We start from the raw sequence: 18,020 nt of genomic DNA, 5'->3' as shown, positions 1-18,020 counted from the left end.
ATCGGTGACTGCCAGTGGGCCCCGTCACGGCGGTTCACTGGCTGACACGCCGCCGGACACGCCCCGGTGACCAGGACTCGACACCCCGGCAACGCTGCGGCAACGAGTCCGAGCACCGGAGGTCGGAGAATCCCGTGCCGGCGCCCCCAACCGGGCGATGCGTTCGTGGATTCCGGGCACAGTGCCCATCGGTTCGATCGGCGACGACTTGAGGAGACACCCGCATGGAGTTCCTGCGGCCCGCTACCTGGGACGAGGCTCTCGCGGCGAAGGCTGAGCACCCGACCGCGCTACCGATCTCGGGTGGCACGGATGTGATGGTCGAGATGAACTTCGACGTCCACCGGCCATCCGCACTGCTCGACCTGAACCGCATCACCGAGCTGACCGAGTGGTCGATCACCGACGGTGTGGTGAGACTCGGGGCCGCGGTCCCGTACGCCCGGATCATCGACGAGCTGTCCGAGCCCCTGCCGGGGCTGGCGCGTGCGGCGCACACGGTCGGCTCACCGCAGATCCGCAACCGGGGCGGGGTCGGCGGGAACCTGGGCGGCGCCTCGCCCGCCGGTGACGCCCATCCGGCGCTGCTGGCGGCCGGCCGCGACGTGTTCGTGGAGGCCTGCTCGGTGCGCGGCACCCGGCTGATCCCGATCGACGAGTTCTACCTCGGGGTGAAGCGCAACAGCCTGGAGCGGGACGAGCTGATCCGCTCGGTCTTCATCCCGGTGGCGGACGGCCCGCAGCAGTTCTCGAAGATCGGCACCCGCAACGCGATGGTGATCGCGGTCTGCGCGTTCGGCTTCGCGCTGCACCCCGAGAACCACACCGTCGGTACCGGTATCGGCTCGGCTGCCCCCACGCCGCGCCGCGCCGTCGAGGCGGAGGAGTACCTGCAGGGCGTGCTGGCTGAGCGCGGGCTGTGGGAGTCCGGTGAGCTGCTGGGCACCGAGGTGATCCAGCGCTTCGGCGAGCTGGTGCGGGCCGCGGCCTCGCCGATCGACGACGTGCGCGGCACCGCCGAGTACCGGCGGCACTCGCTGGCCGTGATGGCCCGCCGCACCCTCACCTGGACCTGGAACGACTACGGCAAGCAGATCAGGAGCGCGGCATGAGGGTCACATTCACCGCCAACGGGAAGCCGGTCGAGGCGGACGACGTGTGGGAGGGCGAGAGCCTGCTCTACGTGCTGCGCGAGCGGGTCGGCCTGCCGGGCTCCAAGAACGCCTGCGAGCAGGGTGAGTGCGGCTCCTGCACGGTCTACCTGGACGGCACGCCGGTCTGCTCCTGTCTGGTCGCGGCCGGCCAGGTGCAGGACCGCGAGGTGCGCACCGTCGAGGGTCTGACCGAGGAGAGCGGCGAGCTGGGCCTGGTCCAGCAGGCGTTCATCGACGCCGGCGCCGTGCAGTGCGGCTTCTGCACGCCGGGGCTGCTGGTGCAGACCGACGCGCTGCTGGACCGCCTGCCGCAGCCCAGCGACACCGACATCCGCGAGGCGCTCAGCGGCAACCTGTGCCGCTGCACCGGCTACGAGAAGATCATGGACGCGGTGCGGCTGGCGTCCGCCCGCACGTGCCAGAAGGCGGGGGCCGCGGAATGAGCGCTCGGACCATCCAGGGCCAGAAGAACCTGCAGGACATCACCACCGGCAGCAAGCACGGCATCGGCGGCTCGCCGCTGCGCCCGGACGGCACGCTGAAGGTCAAGGGCGAGTTCGCCTACTCCTCGGACCTGTGGCACGAGGACATGCTCTGGGGCATGGCGCTGCGCTCGCCGCACCCGCGCGCCAACATCCTGAGCGTGGACATCTCCGAGGCGCTGAAGACGCCGGGCGTCTACGCGGTGCTGACCCACGAGGACATCCCTGGCTCCAAGTACTACGGCCTGGAGATCCAGGACCAGCCGGCGCTGGCGATCGACAAGGTCCGCTACCACGGTGAGGCGATCGCGCTGGTCGCGGCCGACCACCCGGAGACCGCCCGCCGCGCGGTGAAGAAGATCAAGGTCGAGTACGAGGTGCTCACCCCGATCACCACCGAGGAGCAGGCGCTCGACCCCGGGACGCACGGCTACGTGCACGAGCCGCACGAGTACCGCTCGCACGCCTCGGGCAACATCTGCCACAGCCAGAAGCTGGTCCACGGCCGGGGTGTGACCGACGAGGTGAAGGCGCTGGCCGAGGTGGTGGTCAAGGGCGTCTACGAGGTCGGCATGCAGGACCAGGCCTTCCTGGGCCCGGAGTCCGGCCTCGCGGTGCCCGCCGAGGACGGCGGCATCGACCTGTACGTGGCCACCCAGTGGCTGCACGTGGACCGCCAGCAGATGGCGCCGGTGCTCGGTCTGCCGGAGGACAAGGTCCGGCTCACGCTGGCGGGCGTCGGCGGTGCCTTCGGCGGTCGCGAGGACCTGTCGATGCAGCTGCACGCCTCGCTGCTGGCCCAGCGCACCGGCAAACCGGTCAAGATCGTCTACTCCCGCGACGAGTCCTTCTTCGGCCATGTGCACCGCCACCCGGCGAGGATGAGCTACGAGCACGGCGCCACCAGGGACGGCAAGTTGGTCTACGCCGACGTGCGCCTGGTGCTGGACGGCGGCGCCTACGCCTCCGCCTCCCCCGCGGTGGTCGGCAACGCGGCCTCGCTCGGCAACGGCCCGTACAACATCCCGAACGTGCGGATGGAGGCGGTCGCCCTCTACACCAACAACCCGTCCTGCGGCGCGATGCGCGGCTTCGGCGCGGTGCAGGCCTGCTTCGGCTACGAGTCGCAGATGGACAAGCTGGCCGCCGAGTTGGGCATGGACCCGGTCGAACTGCGCCAGTTGAACGCGATGTCGCAGGGCGACCGGATGCCCACCGGGCAGCTGATCGACGCGCCGGCCCCGGTCGCCGAACTGCTGCAGCGGGTCAAGGACATGCCGCTGCCGCCGCCGCTGGACCTGGCCAACCTGGACATCCGCGAGCTGCCCGGCGCGTTGTCGAACACCTCGCACGGCGAGGGCATCGTGCGCGGCATCGGCTACTCGGTCGGCATCAAGAACGTCGGCTTCTCCGAGGGTTTCGACGACTACTCCACCGCCCGGGTGCGCCTGGAGGTGATCGGCGGCGAGCCGGTCGCCATGGTGCACACCGCGATGGCCGAGGTCGGCCAGGGCGGCATCACGGTGCACGCGCAGATCGCCCGCACCGAGCTGGGCGTCGAGCAGGTCACCATCCACCCGGCCAACACCGAGGTCGGCTCGGCCGGTTCCACCTCCGCCTCACGGCAGACCTACATGACCGGCGGCGCGGTCAAGTACGCCGCCGAGGCGGTCAAGGCGGCGCTGATCGACAAGGGCCGCAAGCGCTACGGCTGGCAGCAGGGCGACCTGGACCTGGTCGGCGGCAAGGTGGTCTCGGCGGCCGGCGGTGTGCTGGTCTCGATGGTCGACCTGCTCGGCGACGAGGTGATCGACCTGACCCGTGAGCACCACCACCGCCCGACCGAGGCGTTCGACAAGGAGACCGGGCAGGGCTTCGGCCACGTCCAGTACACCTTCTGCGCCAACCGCGCGGTGGTCGACGTGGACGTCGAGCTGGGCCTGGTCAAGGTGGTCGAGCTGACGGCGGCCCAGGACGTCGGCAAGGCGCTCAACCCGCTCTCGGTGGTCGGCCAGATCCAGGGCGGCTGCACCCAGGCGCTGGGCCTGGCGGTGATGGAGGAGATCATCGTCAAGGACGGCAAGGTCCGCAACGCCTCCTTCACCGACTACCTGATCCCGACCATCCTGGACGTCCCGCCGATCCCGGTGGACGTGCTGGAACTCCCGGACCCCAACGCCCCGTACGGGCTGCGCGGGGTCGGCGAGGCGCCCACGGTCTCGGCCACCCCCTCGATCGTCGCCGCGATCCGGCAGGCCACGGGCATCGCGCTGAACCGGATCCCGGTCCGCCCCGAGCACCTCACCGGGACGCTCTAGCTCCAGCTCCAGCCCCCACAGCCTCCCCGGGGCGTTGGCCGACGTCTTCCCCCACCGCCCCGGGGCAGCACCACCGGAAGTACCGCGTCACCCGTGCACCATCCCGCTGCCTCTCCCACGCCGGGGCTCTGCAGCGGTGCGCTCCACCTCACGCACCGCAGGCACCACAGAGTGCACCTCGTGAGTCGAACAAGTCCCCCTGTGCGGTCTCCCCTCAGACCCTCAGGTCGGCTCGCCCACCCCAACCCCCTATGAACCTTGGGAGTGGACATGACCCGGATCCCCACGGAGCCCGGCACCACTGAAGCCCTCACCACTGTTGACGGGCCCGCCCAGGCCGGCACCCCCACGCCGGCCCAGGCACCCGTCCCGAAGAACGCCCTGGACGCGTACTTCAAGATCTCGGCCAGAGGCTCGACCTTCGGCAACGAGATCCGCGGCGGACTGACCACCTTCATGGCGATGGCCTACATCGTCCTGCTCAACCCGCTCATCCTGAGCGGCGCCGACGTCACCGGCGCCAGGCTCGACCACGCCCAACTCACCACCGCGACGGCGCTCGCCGCCGCCGTCACCACGATCCTGATGGGCGTGGTGGGCAACGTGCCGCTGGCGGTCGCCGCCGGCCTGTCGGTCTCCGGGGCGGTCTCCGCGCTGGTGGTACCGCACACCACCTGGGCGCAGGCCTTCGGCCTGTGCGTCATCTACGGTCTGCTGATCGTGCTGCTGGTGGTCTCCGGGCTCCGCGAGAAGATCATGAACGGCATCCCGCTGCCGCTCAAGCACGCGATCACCATCGGGATCGGCCTCTTCGTCTCGCTGATCGGCCTGCACAAGGCCGGCTTCGTGCAGAGCGGCGGGCCCACCCTGGTCTCGCTCGGCCCCGAGGGCGAGCTGACCGGCTGGCCGGTGATCTGCTTCGCCGTCACGCTGCTGATCATCTTCGTGCTGCTGGCCCGCAACGTGCGCGGCGCCATCCTGATCGGCATCGCGGTCGGCACCGCCTTCGCCTTCGTGGTCAACGCGGTCGGCCACGTCCCCACCAAGGCCTGGGGCAGCGCGCCGCCGGTCTGGCCGGGCAGCCCGGTCGCCGCCCCCGACTTCGGCCTGGTCGGCCACGTCGACCTGTTCGGCGCCTTCGGCTCCAAGGGCATGGGCGCGATCAGCGCCTCGGTCGCGGTCTTCACCCTGGTGCTGGCCGGGTTCTTCGACGCGATGGCCACCATCATCGGGGTCGGCACCGAGGCCGGCCTGGCCGACAAGCAGGGCCGGATGCCCGGTCTGTCCAAGGCGCTGTTCATCGACGGCGCCGGCGGTGCGATCGGCGGCCTGTTCGGCGCCTCGGGCCAGACCGTCTTCGTCGAGTCGGCCACCGGCGTCGGTGAGGGCGCCCGGACCGGTCTGGCCTCCGCGGTCACCGGCGGGGTCTTCGCGCTGATGCTCTTCTTCTCACCGCTGGCGGGCATCGTGCCGGTCGAGGTCGCCTCCGCAGCGCTGGTCGTGATCGGTTCGATGATGATGAGTCAGGCCCGGCACATCGACTGGGCGGACCGCGACGTGGCCATTCCGGCCTTCCTGACCTGCACGATGATGCCGTTCACCTACAGCATCACAGCGGGGGTCGCCTCCGGTGTGATCTCCTACACGGTGATCAAGGCCGGCAAGGGGAAGTGGCGCGAACCGGGTCCGCTGATGTGGATCCTGACCGCCGTCTTCGTCCTCTACTTCGCGCTCACCCCGGTCAAGGAGTGGTTGGGAGTCCACTAGCGGGACCGGCGTGGTGCGGGGGGGGGCGCCGACCGCCCGCACCACGCCGCCGTCGCACCCACCGGCCGGACCGCCGCCGACCGAACCGCCGCTGGCCGAACCACCACTGACCCTCGACACCACCGATAGGAGCCACGGACATGCAGGACATCGCCGAGCAGTTGCAGGCCTGGCACGCCTCCGGGCGCTCCTTCGCGGTGGCCACCGTGGTCGGCGTCTCGGGCAGTGCGCCGCGCGACCCCGGTGCGGCGCTGGCCGTGGACGCGGCGGGCGAGGCCGTCGGCAGCGTCTCGGGCGGCTGCGTGGAGGGCGCGGTGTACGAGCTGTGCCGGGCGGCGATCGACTCCGGGCAGCCGGTGCTGGAGCGGTTCGGCTACAGCGACGAGGACGCCTTCGCGGTCGGCCTGACCTGCGGCGGCATCCTGGACGTCTTCGTCCAGCCGGTGGTCCCCGGGGCGGACCCCGCTCTGGACGCCGGCATCACCTACCTCGCCTCGGGCACCCCGGTCGCCCTGGTCCGGGCGATCGAGGGACCGGCCGCCCTGCTCGGCGCCACCGTCGCGGTGACCGCCGACACCCACCACGGCACCCTCTCCCCCGGCGGCCCGAGCACGACCGGCGCGCTGGAGCGCTCGGCGGTCGCCGAGGCGCGCGCGCTGCTGGACGCCGGCCGGACCGGCCGGGTCACCCTGGCGCTGGACGGCCGCCCCTGCGACCCTACGGCGGCGAGCACCGTCACCTTCTTCGTCGAGTCCTACGTGCCCAAGCCGCGGATGCTGGTCTTCGGCGCGATCGACTTCGCCGCCGCCGTGGTGCGGATCGGCAAGTTCCTCGGCTACCACGTCACGGTCTGCGACGCGCGGCCGGTCTTCGCCACCGAACGGCGCTTCCCCGAGGCCGACGCGGTGGTGGTCGACTGGCCGCACCGCTACCTGGACTCGCAGCTCGACGCGCTGGACGGTCGAACCGTGCTGTGCGTGCTGACCCATGACGCCAAGTTCGACATCCCGCTGCTGGAGCGGGCGTTGCGGCTGCCGGTGGGCTTCGTCGGCGCGATGGGTTCGCGCCGGACCCACCTGGAGCGCAACGCCAAGCTGCGCGAAGTCGGCCTGAGCGAGGCCGAGATCGCCCGGCTGCGCTCGCCGATCGGCCTGGACCTGGGCGCCCGCACGCCGGAGGAGACCGCCGTCGCGGTCGCCGCCGAGATCGTGGCCGGCCGGCGCGGCGGCGGCTGCCTGCCGCTGTCGGCCGGTGCCGGCCCGATCCACCACGACCTGGAGCGCGCCGACGCCACGTCACCGAAGGCCCGTCAGGTGGCCTGACACTCCGTCAGCTCCCAGCCGGTTCCCAGAAAGGCCGGCGCCCGCTGGGAGACCTCACAAGGTCCCGTCCGGATGATCACTCCGGGCGGGATCCCGCACGTCCGGCCCCGGCGAGAGGGGATGATGGCCTGGTGCGAAACGCAGATCAGTTCGGGTACGCCGACGCCGCCGGCCCGCCACCGACCTCGCCGGCCGTCGACCCCTCGCAGACCGAGAGAACCGAGAGACTCGGGCACGCGGTGCGGGCGGCGCAGGCCGGCGACGAGCAGGCGTTCCGGCTGGTTTTTCGCACCGTGCAGCCGCTGCTGCTGCGCTACCTGCGGGTGATGGTCGGCGGGGACGGTTCGGACGCGGAGGACATCGCCTCCGAGGCCTGGCTGCAGATAGCCCGGGACCTGCACACCTTCCACGGCGACGGCGACGCCTTCCGGGGCTGGGCGGCGACCATCGCCCGCAACCGCGCGCTGGACCACCTGCGGGCCCGGCGGCGCCGGCCGACCGCCGACCTGCCGGTGGAGGAACTGCTCGAGCTGCCCGCCGGGGACGACACCGAGGCCAGCGTGCTGGCCGGCCTGGCGACCCGGCAGGCGCTGGACCTGATCGCCGGCCTGCCCAGGGACCAGGCCGAGGCGGTGCTGCTGCGGGTGGTGCTGCAACTGGACGCGGAGAGCGCGGCGAAGGTGCTCGGCAAGCGGGCCGGCACCGTGCGGATGGCCGCCCATCGGGGCCTGCGCAGGCTGGCCAAACTGCTGGATCCGCCCGGCGCCGTCCCCGCTCAGCGAGGCCCGTCGAAACGGCCCGAAAAAAATTCTGCCGAAGGTGTGACACAACCCGGAGCCTCGACGCTGAAGGACATGAGATGAGCACCAACCGATCCCGTCGGATCGACCGCGACGCCGCCGAGCACCTGCTGGCCGGCGCCGTGGACGGTACGCAGGACGGTCCGGGCGCCCTCTCCGGACTGCTCGCCGCCGCGGCCGCTCCCGCCACGCCGCGCGAACTGGCCGGGGAGGAAGCGGCCGTGACCGCGTTCCGGGAGGCCGCCCGCCTCGCTGTGACCCGCCAGAGCAGTACCGCACCGTCCCTGTCCCGTTCCCTCAGGCCCACCAGCACCGCACCCGCCTCGACCAAACCCCGGAGTCGCCCGATGGCCAGCTGCGCACCGCAGGGGATCCGCGTGCCCACGCGGTTCCTCCGTGCGAAGGCCGCCGCGGCAGCGTTCGCGGTGACGGCGATCGGCGGGGTCGCGGTGGCGGCCGGGACCGGGCACCTGCCGGGCGTGCTGGGCGGCCCCGGGTTCGCGGGGAGCACCGGGCACTCCGAGAACACGGTGGCCGCCGGAGCGGTGTCGGCCGCCTCGGCCAGCAGCTGGGTCGGCACGGCGCGGCCCACCCGCCCCGGTAGCGGCCGGGTCAGTGGATCGGCCACCGCACGAGGGCTGCCCCCCGGGTCGTCCGGCGGGCCGGCCGACAACCCGACCGACGGTCCGGGTGACGGCTCGCCCGGACCGGGGGACAACGGCGACGACAGCGCCCAGCCCACGGCCGCCGCCTCGGCCGCGGGTCCGTCCGGCCAGGCCGCCGCGCCCGGGCAGTCGACGCCCGGCGGTTCGAACAGCCCGGCTGTTCTGCTGCCGCTCTGCCACCTGTGGCCGGGCGACGACCAATCGGGCACCAGTGACTCCCGGTTCGAGCCGCTGATGCGCGCGGCAGGCGGCTCGAACCGGGTCCGGACGTACTGCGCCGCGTTGCAGAAGGACGGCGGCAAGGGCGGTCCGGGCGACAAGGACACGCCGGGGAGTCCCCCGGCGGCCACCCCGTCGGTCGGCACGTCCGTCCAGGCCCACCCGCCGACCCCGACCCCCGAGCAGGGCAGCAGCGCCGGGTCCCCGTCCGACGGGGACGGCGCCGGCCACACCCCGCAGGGGCAGGGCGGCGGCGATGCCGACCACAGGAGGCCGCCGGCCTGACCGAGCGGCACCCAGCAGTACCCCCTCAGACTCCGGGAGGGTGGTGGCTTCCCCGGGCACACCACCCTCCCGGAACTCCGGCGGCCCGACTGTGCATGAGTTTCGGTCGCCGGTGCCGCGGGGTAGCGGACTCCCCCGGGTCCGTCACCCCGCGGCGCGAGTCCGGGCCCGGCCAGGTTGGGGTCGGCCGGGCCCGGGCCCGGACTCGCTATCGCTATCACTGCAGGCTCGTCGCCCAGCGGCGTGGAGCCGGTGGTCTACGGTGGAAGGCAAGGACCATCGACGTGTGCCTCGCAGCACGGCAGGCGGCACATGCTCTTCGTGGTGGATCTGGCCGACGAGAGCGCGATCGTCACCACCTGCGAGCCGTTCTGGCAGAGCCTGCACGCCCAGGTTTCGCTCACTCCCTGTATGAACGCCGAGGAACTGGCTACCGGTCTCGGCCGGCTGGCCGCTCGCTGAACGCCTCGGCGGAGCCTGACCGCACCCGCGGGTGACCTCCCGTCGCGCTACGTGTAGGGTGCCACGGTGGGTCGAACGCGGGTGCGTTCGAGCAGAGTTGTGCACGTCCGGGGGAGATATTGTCATGCTCTTGACATAGACGCGGAGAACCGATGCCCGAGCACCTCCTGCACCATCCCGGTTCGACCGGCGAGCACCGCCTGCAGCAGGCGCACGGCACCACCGAGCGCGCCGAACGCTTCTACCGGGAGCAGGTGTTGGACCACCTCAACTCGCGGATGCGGGAGTTCGTCGCCCGGCAGGAGATGGCCTTCGTCGCCACCTCGGACGCGAACGGCGAGTGCGACGCCAGCTTCCGGGCCGGCCCGCCCGGCTTCCTGCACGTGATCGACGAGCGGACCCTGGCCTACCCCGAGTACCGGGGCAACGGGGTGATGGCGAGCCTGGGCAACATCAGCGAGAACGGCCATGTCGGGCTGCTGCTGGTCGACTTCGTCCGCGACGTGATCGGCCTGCACGTCAACGGCCGGGCCCGGGTGGTGGCGGACGCCGAACTGCGCCCGCTGGTCCCCGGTCTGCCGCTGGAGACCGCCCCCGGCCGACGGGCCGAGCACTGGGTGCTGGTCGACATCGACGAGGCCTACCTGCACTGCGCCAAGCACATCCCCCGGTTCGCCCCGGCCCCCCGCACCCGCGCCTGGGGCACCGATGACGCGCGACGCAAGGGCGGCGACTTCTTCGGCGCCAAGGAAACCAGCGGAAAAGGAAACTGACCCAGCGTCACGCGATCCCATGACTGATCAGACCGACCACACCGGCCCCACCGACCACCTCACCCTGATCCGGGAGAGCTTCGCGCTGGTCCAGCAGCACGCGGACAAGCTCACCGGCCACTTCTACGCCACCCTCTTCCTGCACCACCCCGAGGCCCGCGAACTCTTTCCGCCCGCCATGGACCTGCAGCGCGACCGGCTCTTCCGGGCCCTGGCGGGCGCCGTCCGAATGCTCGACCGGCCCGCCGAACTGACCTCCTTCCTCGAGCAGTTAGGCCGCGACCACCGCAAGTACGGGGTACAGGCGGCACACTACGACGCGGTCGGCGCGGCGCTGCTGAGCACCCTGCGCCGGTTCGCCGGCGAGGCCTGGACGCCCGCCCACGAGCGGGCCTGGACCGAGGCCTACGGCCTGATCGCCACCGCGATGAGCGGGGCCGCCGAGGCCGAGAACGGGCGGAGTCCGGCGAGCTGGCTGGCCGAGGTGGTGGCGCACGAGCAGCGCTCGGCGGACCTGGCGGTGCTGACGCTGCGCCCCGACACCCCGTTCCCGTACCGGGCCGGGCAGTACACCACGGTGGAGACCGCCCGCTGGCCCCGGGTCTGGCGCCCGTACTCGATCGCCAACGCGCCGCGCCGCGACGGCCTGCTGAGCCTGCACGTGCGGGCCGTCCCGGCGGGCTGGGTGAGCAACACGCTGGTCCACCACACCCGGGTCGGCGACGTGCTGCGGCTGGGACCCGGGCGCGGTGCACTGACGCTGCCCGAGCGCCCGGCCCGCCGGGTGGTCTGCGTGGCCGGCGGCACCGGGCTGGCGCCGGTGAAGGCGCTGGTCGAGGAGATGATCGCGCGCAACCGTCCGCTCACCCTGCACCTGTTCGTCGGCGCGCGGCGCCACCACGACCTCTACGACCTGCGCAGCCTGCGGCAACTGGCCAGCGTCTTCCCCCGGTTGCTGCTGGTGCCGGTGATCTCCGAGGAGATCGACTACCCGGGGGTGGTGGGCCGGCTGCCCGAGGTGGTGCCGGCTCAGGGGCACTGGGTGGAGCACGAGGTCTTCGTCAGCGGGCCCGACGACATGGTGGTCAGCATGGTCGAGCGGTTCCAGCGCGACGGCGTGCCGGCCGAGCGGCTGCACTACGAGCTGAGCACCACGCCGGCCGAGTTGGACATCACCTCGGGGCTGCTGGACGGCGGCATCCCGCCGTTCCAGCAGCCGCGCACCCGCACCGACGGGACGTCGCGTTAGGGTCTGTCTGAGGCCCGGGCGGCCCGGTCCGTCAGCCGGCGTTGAACCGGGCCGCCCGGCGCAGCAGTCCGGGTGAGATCCGCCCCACCCAGCGCGCGACCTTGGCCTCCACCGTCACCGGGACCACCGGCTTGCCGGTGCGCACCGCCTTGACGATCTCGGCCGCCACCTTCTCCGGCGGGAAGCCCCGGCGGGCGTACAGCTTGGCCACCCGGTCCTGCTTGGCGGCCTGCTCGCTCGCCGAGACGCCGGAGAAGGTCGAGGTCCGGGTGATGTTGGTGTTGACGATGCCGGGGCAGATCGCGCTCACCCCGATCCCGCTCTCCACCAACTCGGCCCGCAGGCAGTCGGAGAGCATCAGCACGGCGGCCTTGCTGGTGGCGTAGGCGGCGAGCACCTTGGACGGCAGGTAGGCCGCCGCCGAGGCCAGGTTGACGATGTGGCCGCCCCGGCCGCGCTCCACCATCAGCGCGCCGAACGCCCGGCAACCGTGGATCACGCCCCACAGGTTGACGTCCAGCACCCGCTGCCACTCCTTCTCGGTGGTCTGCAGGAAGGTGCCCGAGTGTCCGATGCCGGCGTTGTTGACCAGCACGTCGGGCACCCCGTGCTCGATCGCCACCTGCTGCGCGAAGGCGTCCACGGCCGCGCCGTCGCTCACGTCCACCTGGTAGGCGTGGCCCGCACCGCCGACCAGGGTGACCAGTTCGGCGGTCCGCTCGGCCGCCGCCAGGTCCAGGTCGCAGACCACCACGGTGGCGCCCTGCTCGCCGAAGGCCAGCGCGGTGGCCCGGCCGATCCCGCTGCCGGCGCCGGTGATCACCACCACCTGCTCACCGGGGCCCGGCGGTCGGCCGGTCGTCTCGATCCGGGCGATGAACTCCCGCGCCAACCCCGCCACCACCGAACCCTGTTCGAGCAGGGCGGACCAGTGCGTGGCGTTCAGCTCGCGCCGGGTCAGCCGGGGCACCCAGCGCTCCAGGCCCTCGGAGAGGAACGGGCTGACGTAGTGGTCGCGGCGCAGCGTGATCAGCTGCACCGGGACCTCGGTGTGCCGCTCGCGCGGGTGGCGCAGCGTGGGGCGCATGTTCGCCCGGTACAACTCGATTCCGCGCACCGCGTCCTGACGGAGCGTCTGCTGGGGATGCCCGGCCCGCGGCCGGACCGCCTCCAGGTCGCGCAGCACCCTGGGCCAGGCGCGGGCCAGGCCCAGCCGCCAGGAGGCGGGCGCCAGGTAGGGCAGGTGGAAGGCGGTGATGTACCAGGAGTGCGCGCCCTGGACCAGCAGTTGGCGCAGGTGCCGGGGGGTGGGGCGGCGCAGCCGGTGCCGGATCCAGTAGCCCATGTGGTCCAGGCAGGGCCCGGACATCGTGGTGTAGGAGGCCAGTCGGCGCTCGGCGCCGGGCTCGGTGACCGCCTCCCAGGACTGCAGCGAGCCCCAGTCGTGCGCGATCACGTGCACCGGGCGGTCGGGGCTGACGGCGTCGGCCACCGCGAACAGGTCGGCGGCCAGCAGTTCGAGCCGGTACCCGGCGCGGCCGGCGGGCACCGAGGACTCCCCCGCGCCGCGCACGTCGTAGCGGACCACGTGGTGGTCGGCGGCGAGGTCGGCGGCCACGTCGTCCCAGACCCGGTGGGTGTCGGGGTAGCCGTGCACCAGCAGCACGGTGGGCGCCAGCGGGTCGCCCTGCTCGAAGACGGCCAGGTCGAGGCCCGCGCCGCGGACCGTACGACGGGTCACCGGAGCAGTCATGCGGCGGCCTCCTCAAGGCTCGTCCAGCGCCGCACGTGCGGCAGGTCGTCGTCCAGCCAGTAGGCGTCGTCCTCGGTGACCACCAGCAGCTCCTCGAACTTGATGCCCACCGCGCGGAAGCCGATGTGCGGCTCGACCGCCCACAGGCCCGGGGTGGGCGCGTGCCGGGAGGCCCGGCCGTCGGCCCAGAGCGGGGAACGGCCGTGCAGGCGCTCGCTGATCAGCTCCCGGCCCAGCGTCTGCAGGGTGCGCACGCCGAAGCCGAAGAGGTTGACGCCCTTGGGCGCGCGGCTGGTGTTGCGGGTCACCTGATGGCCGATCACCCGCCCAGGGTAGACCTGGTGGCGGTTGTCGTAGCCGTGCGCGGCGATCTGGGCGTCCACCGCCGCGTAGACCTGGTCGAGCGGCTTGCGGGCGCGCACCTCGCGCAGGATCAACTCGCGGTAGACCTGGAGGTCCTGGGCCAGCCGGTCCCAGACGGGGTTGGCGCCGACCTTGCCGCCGTAGCCGATGTCGGCGGTGTAGCCGTCCACCACCGGGGCGCAGTCCAGCACGTACGGCATGCCCTCCTGGAGCACCCGGGAGCCGGCGAAGAACTGGAGCGGGGTGTGGAAGTGCCGGAAGGCGGTGCGGTCGCCGAACCAGGCGAACGGCACGTGGAAGAAGTCGTCCACGCCCTCGGCCACCAGGCAGTGGCGCAGCTTCCGGGTGGCCTGCCGCTCGGTCACCCCGGGTTCGATCCAGGCGGCGACCTGTTCGGCGCAGTGGTAGGCGAGTTGCTGGACCTCGCGGAACCGGTCGAGGTCGTGGTCGGAGTAGCCGAAAGCCATCGGTCAGACCTCCAGGACCAGGGTCTCGCCCTCGGCCGCGCGGGAGACGCAGGGCAGCAGGGCGCCGCTCGCGCGCTCCTCGGCGGTGAGCCGGCGGTCGCGGTGTTCGGGGGTGCCGGCCAGCAGTTGGACCCGGCAGGTGCCGCAGAAGCCCTGGTGGCAGGAGTACGGCAGGTCGGGCCTGGCCGCGCGCAGCACGTCGAGCGCGGAGCGGTCGGCGGGCACCGGCAACCGCTCGCCGTCCGCGCCGAGTTGCAGGGTGAACGGGCGGCCGTCCAGGACCGGGGCGGCGCCGAACCGCTCGAAGTGCAGCGCGGTGGCGGGCGAGGCGTCAAAGGCGGCCTGCACGGCGGCCAGCATGGGGGCCGGGCCGCAGCAGTAGACGGCGCTGCCGGGGCGGGCCAGGGAGAGCAGTTCGGCGGCGGTCGGCACACCCCCGGCGTCCTCGGTGCGGATGGTCACCCGCCCCCGGCTGCCGGCCGGGGGGACCCCCATCGCCGCCAGCGCGCGCAGCTCCTCGGTGAAGGGCATCGAGGCCTCGCTGCGGCCGGCGTGCACCAGGTGCCAGTCCAGGCCGCGCCGCTGGGCCTCGCGGGCCATCGGCAGCAGCGGGGTGATCCCGATCCCGCCGGCCAGCAGCAGCAGCTTCGGCTCGCCGCAGAAGGCGAAGCCGTTGCGCGGCCCACGCACCGTCAGGCGGGCGCCGAGGTGCAGGTCCTGGTGGATCTCGCGGGAGCCGCCGCCACCGTCGGCGATCAGGCGCACGGCGATCCGGTAGCTCGTGCGGTCGGCCGGGTCGCCGCAGAGCGAGTAGTGGCGCTCGCGGCCCGAGGGCAGGGTCAGCCGCAGGTGGGCGCCGGGCTGCCAGCCGGGCAGCCGGTCCCCGGACGGGTCGGCCAGCCGCAGCTCGACGACCCCCTCGGCGACCGCGCGGTGCGCGGTGACCACCAGGGAGAGCGGGGCCCGCGCGCGGGGGGCGGGCAGCCGGGGGCTGCGGCGCAGCAGCGGGCGGCCCATCGCGGGGGTGTAGGTGTCGCCGAAGGCGGTGACGGCCCGCATGAAGCGGTCCGGCTGCGGGCGGCCGTAGAGGTCCGGCGGCGGGTTCTCCACGTCCAGCTGGGTGGTGCGGCCGAAGACGGCGGCGGGCGCGGGCGCGGTCTCGCGCGAAGGGGTGCTCTGCTTCTTCATCGGGTGGTTCCCTGGCATCGGGCGGTCCCTGGCATCGGGTGGCTACCTGGCATCGGGCGGTCCCTGGCAGCGTCAGCGGGCGGCGGCGCGGGCGGCCGGCGAGGTGGCGAGGTAGCTCAGCGCCTGGGCGCTGGAACCCTCCTGGGTGGGGTGGTAGCCGCGCCTGAGGTAGCGCAGGCCCGAGCGCAGCGACTGCATCGGCTCCGGCAGCAGCCCGCGCCGGGAGACGTCCAGCGCCTTGCGCCAGCTCGGCACGATCCGCCCCTCCAGCGTCGGGTCGGCCGCCAGCAGGAACCGCACCCCGCGCACCCACAGGTGCACCAGCAGCGGCCCGGAGACCGCCATGCCGCGGATCCGCCGCAGGTAGCCCGGGTCCAGATGGGTCATCAGGTCGAAGGCCACGCTGCGGTGCTCGACCTCCTCGGCGCCGTGCCAGCGCAGCAGGTCCAGCATCGTCGGGTCGGCCTGGGCCCGGTCCAGACCGGGCGAGTTGAGCGCCCAGTTGCCGAGGAAGGCGGTGAAGTGCTCGATCGCGGCGACGAAGGCCACCCGCTCGATGATGTTCTCCCGCCGCTGCCGGGGGCCGAGTTGCGGCTTCTCGCCCAGCACCCGCTGGAACAGCCAGGCGATCTGGCGCACGTACGGACGCGGGTCGAGCCCCTGGGCGAGCAGGTGGTCGAGCACCTCCTGGTGGGCCTCGGCGTGGATCGACTCCTGGCCGATGAACCCGAGCACCTCCTCGCGCAGCTGCTCGTCGGTGATCAGCGGCAGCGCGTCCTTGAACACCTTGATGAACCAGCGCTCGCCCTCGGGCAGCAGCAGGTGCAGCACGTTGATCGTGTGGGTGGCGAACGGCTCGTCCGGGATCCAGTGCAGCGGCAGTGCGCTCCAGTCGAACCTGACGTCGCGCGGCTCCAGCACGAGGTCGGCGTGCACCTCGGGGGCGGTTCTGGGCATGGGAGACCCTCCTGACCTGCGGGTGTGGCGGCAGCACCTCAAACTACTGGCGGGTATGGCGGGCCACAAGGGTTTCGACCGTTCTTATCGACATCGAGTCTAATAAGGAGATCAAGGCGCGCCCGAAGGCACCCGGAGACGTCCGCGCGCCCCCGGGCACGCGACAGGGGCGGGCGCCGGCCATCGCCGTCACCCGCCCCTGTCGAACCGCTGCCGCCGCGCCGCCCCGAGCCGCGGGCCGCCGAACGGATCAGGCCTGCACGCCGCCCTGGTGCTTGGCCCGCAGCCGCCACGGCATCCAGGCCGACTCCAGCTGGACACCGATCGACATCTTGGAGGTCCCCGCGACCCGCTGCGCGAAGCGGATCGGCACCTCGGCGATCCGCACCCCGGCGCGCGACGCGAGGTACTTCATCTCCACCTGGAACGAGTAGCCGCTGGACTCGACCCGCTCCAGGTCGATGCTCTCCAGCGCCCCCTTGGACCAGAGGTTGAAGCCGGCGGTGACGTCCGCCGCGGGCACTCCCAGGATCGTCTTGACGTAGAAGTTGGCCCACCGGGAGAGCAGTCGGCGGTGCAGCCCCCAGGCCTCGTCCAGCGAACCGCCCGGGGTGTAGCGCGAGCCGATGACCAGTCCGGCGCCCCGCCGCGCGGCCTCGATCATGGGCAGCAGCGCCGTCGGCGGGTGCGAGAAGTCGGCGTCCATCTGGACCACGAGGTCCGCGCCGTCCGCGATCGCCTTGCTCATCCCCGCCCGGTAGGCCCGACCCAGGCCGTCCTTGGTGGTCCGGTGCAGCACGTCGATCACGCCGGGGTGGGTCTCGGCGAGCTTGTCGGCCACCTCTCCGGTGCCGTCCGGGCTCCCGTCATCGACCACCAGGACACCGAGGCCGGGGACGTCCTGACCGAGTATCTCCTGGACGATCCGCGGAAGATTCTCGACCTCGTTGTAGGTCGGGATCACCACGACGGTCTTCAGGGTCAAGGCATACTCCGTTCAGCGCAAAGGCAATGGTCTCGCGGTCGACCCCCAGACGGTACACCGCGCCATCCAACGCAGATGTTGGCAAGGGCAGATGAGACGGGTCCCCCGGAATTCGCAGAACCCGATGAGAACCTGACCCCGGGCCGGACCCCGCAGCGCCCGCCTGGGGCGGGACCGGGGGCGGGACCGGGGCGCCGCCGAACGGCGTCGGTTCCGCTCGCGAGCCCCGAGATCGACACCTACCGTGAACGAGCCGGTACCCTCCGGCGTCGGAAGGAGAGAAATCGTGATCACAGCGCGTGACATCATGCACCGTGGGGCCCAGTGCGTCGACGCCAGTCAGACGTTGATGGCGGCGGCCAAGATGATGCGGGACAAGGGTGTGGGCGCCCTCCCGATCTGCGGGCCGGACAAGAAGCTCAAGGGCATCATCACGGACCGTGACATCGTCACCCGATGTATCGCCGAGGGCAAGGATCCGTCGACCATGACGGCGATGGACCTGGGCGGCCACCTGCACTGCGTGCGCGCCGACGACGACATGGACACGGTGCTGCGGAAGATGGAGCAGCACCAGATCCGCCGCATGCCGGTGATCGAGGACGGGATGCTGGTCGGCATGATCACCGAGAAGGACCTGGCGGACGCCCACAAGATGTCCAAGAAGCTGACCGACCAGCAGATCATCGAGTTCATGGACAGCATGTTCGTGACGCACTGACGTACTGCCGCGCTGACGTACTGCCGCACTGCCGCCCGACGCGGTGGCGCGGCTGCCGCGCGGTCGCGGGCCGGGTCCGAAGTGCCGGAC

General features: G+C 72.4%; 16 protein-coding genes. 11 read left to right on the top strand and 5 right to left on the bottom strand.

Annotation, left to right across the window (positions count from 1 at the left end):
* The first annotated feature begins 224 nt into the window (after positions 1 to 224).
* The 10 genes from OG403_RS30770 to OG403_RS30725 all read left to right on the top strand — a co-directional run bounded on the left by OG403_RS30770 (position 225) and on the right by OG403_RS30725 (position 11,496).
* The gene (locus OG403_RS30770) at positions 225 to 1,112 is read left to right on the top strand and encodes an FAD binding domain-containing protein (protein WP_329570175.1); all 888 of its coding nucleotides are present in this window, start codon (positions 225 to 227) and stop codon (positions 1,110 to 1,112) included.
* Positions 1,109 to 1,597, top strand: a complete 489-nt coding sequence (locus OG403_RS30765) for a (2Fe-2S)-binding protein (protein WP_329570173.1) — start codon at positions 1,109 to 1,111, stop codon at positions 1,595 to 1,597. Before OG403_RS30770 ends, OG403_RS30765 begins: the two co-directional genes overlap by 4 nt.
* The gene (gene pucD, locus OG403_RS30760; protein WP_329570171.1) at positions 1,594 to 3,954 is read left to right on the top strand and encodes a xanthine dehydrogenase subunit D; all 2,361 of its coding nucleotides are present in this window, start codon (positions 1,594 to 1,596) and stop codon (positions 3,952 to 3,954) included. Before OG403_RS30765 ends, pucD begins: the two co-directional genes overlap by 4 nt.
* A 270-nt stretch (positions 3,955 to 4,224) precedes the next feature.
* Positions 4,225 to 5,721 carry an NCS2 family permease gene (locus OG403_RS30755; protein ID WP_329570169.1) on the top strand — a complete coding sequence of 499 codons (1,497 nt, stop codon included), beginning with the start codon at positions 4,225 to 4,227 and terminating at the stop codon, positions 5,719 to 5,721.
* Positions 5,722 to 5,861: 140 nt separating this feature from the next.
* Entirely contained in the window at positions 5,862 to 7,043 is a 1,182-nt protein-coding gene (locus OG403_RS30750) for an XdhC family protein (protein WP_329570167.1), read from the top strand.
* A gap of 239 nt (positions 7,044 to 7,282) precedes the next feature.
* Entirely contained in the window at positions 7,283 to 7,906 is a 624-nt protein-coding gene (locus OG403_RS30745; protein ID WP_329572650.1) for an RNA polymerase sigma factor, read from the top strand.
* A complete protein-coding gene (locus tag OG403_RS30740) occupies positions 7,903 to 9,012 on the top strand; it encodes a hypothetical protein (protein WP_329570165.1) in 1,110 nt (369 codons plus the stop codon). The genes OG403_RS30745 and OG403_RS30740 overlap by 4 nt, the downstream gene beginning before the upstream one ends.
* A gap of 312 nt (positions 9,013 to 9,324) precedes the next feature.
* Positions 9,325 to 9,474 carry a hypothetical protein gene (locus OG403_RS30735; protein ID WP_329570163.1) on the top strand — a complete coding sequence of 50 codons (150 nt, stop codon included), beginning with the start codon at positions 9,325 to 9,327 and terminating at the stop codon, positions 9,472 to 9,474.
* 152 nt (positions 9,475 to 9,626) lie between these two features.
* The gene (locus OG403_RS30730; protein WP_329570161.1) at positions 9,627 to 10,247 is read left to right on the top strand and encodes a pyridoxamine 5'-phosphate oxidase family protein; all 621 of its coding nucleotides are present in this window, start codon (positions 9,627 to 9,629) and stop codon (positions 10,245 to 10,247) included.
* A 19-nt stretch (positions 10,248 to 10,266) separates the two neighbouring features.
* Positions 10,267 to 11,496, top strand: a complete 1,230-nt coding sequence (locus OG403_RS30725; protein ID WP_329570159.1) for a globin domain-containing protein — start codon at positions 10,267 to 10,269, stop codon at positions 11,494 to 11,496.
* 31 nt (positions 11,497 to 11,527) lie between these two features.
* Here OG403_RS30725 and OG403_RS30720 read toward each other — a convergent pair whose 3' ends face one another.
* From OG403_RS30720 to OG403_RS30700, 5 genes are all read right to left on the bottom strand, one after another.
* Positions 11,528 to 13,249, bottom strand: a complete 1,722-nt coding sequence (locus OG403_RS30720; RefSeq protein WP_329570157.1) for an SDR family oxidoreductase — start codon at positions 13,247 to 13,249, stop codon at positions 11,528 to 11,530.
* The gene (locus tag OG403_RS30715; RefSeq protein ID WP_329570154.1) at positions 13,246 to 14,079 is read right to left on the bottom strand and encodes a M24 family metallopeptidase; all 834 of its coding nucleotides are present in this window, start codon (positions 14,077 to 14,079) and stop codon (positions 13,246 to 13,248) included. The genes OG403_RS30720 and OG403_RS30715 overlap by 4 nt, the downstream gene beginning before the upstream one ends.
* A gap of 3 nt (positions 14,080 to 14,082) precedes the next feature.
* The gene (locus OG403_RS30710; RefSeq protein ID WP_329570152.1) at positions 14,083 to 15,267 is read right to left on the bottom strand and encodes a PDR/VanB family oxidoreductase; all 1,185 of its coding nucleotides are present in this window, start codon (positions 15,265 to 15,267) and stop codon (positions 14,083 to 14,085) included.
* Between the two features lie 72 nt (positions 15,268 to 15,339).
* Positions 15,340 to 16,224 (bottom strand): metal-dependent hydrolase, encoded by an 885-nt coding sequence (locus tag OG403_RS30705; protein ID WP_329570150.1) that lies wholly within the window; start codon positions 16,222 to 16,224, stop codon positions 15,340 to 15,342.
* Between the two features lie 250 nt (positions 16,225 to 16,474).
* Positions 16,475 to 17,209 carry a polyprenol monophosphomannose synthase gene (locus OG403_RS30700; RefSeq protein ID WP_329570148.1) on the bottom strand — a complete coding sequence of 245 codons (735 nt, stop codon included), beginning with the start codon at positions 17,207 to 17,209 and terminating at the stop codon, positions 16,475 to 16,477.
* A gap of 286 nt (positions 17,210 to 17,495) precedes the next feature.
* Between OG403_RS30700 and OG403_RS30695 the strand changes: the two genes are divergently transcribed.
* The gene (locus tag OG403_RS30695) at positions 17,496 to 17,930 is read left to right on the top strand and encodes a CBS domain-containing protein (RefSeq protein WP_329570147.1); all 435 of its coding nucleotides are present in this window, start codon (positions 17,496 to 17,498) and stop codon (positions 17,928 to 17,930) included.
* Positions 17,931 to 18,020: the final 90 nt, after the last annotated feature.

Source organism: Kitasatospora sp. NBC_01266 (assembly GCF_036242395.1).
GTDB lineage: Bacteria > Actinomycetota > Actinomycetes > Streptomycetales > Streptomycetaceae > Kitasatospora.
The sequence above is the reverse complement of the archived record's forward strand: the minus strand, read 5'-3'. Positions and strand labels throughout refer to the sequence as shown.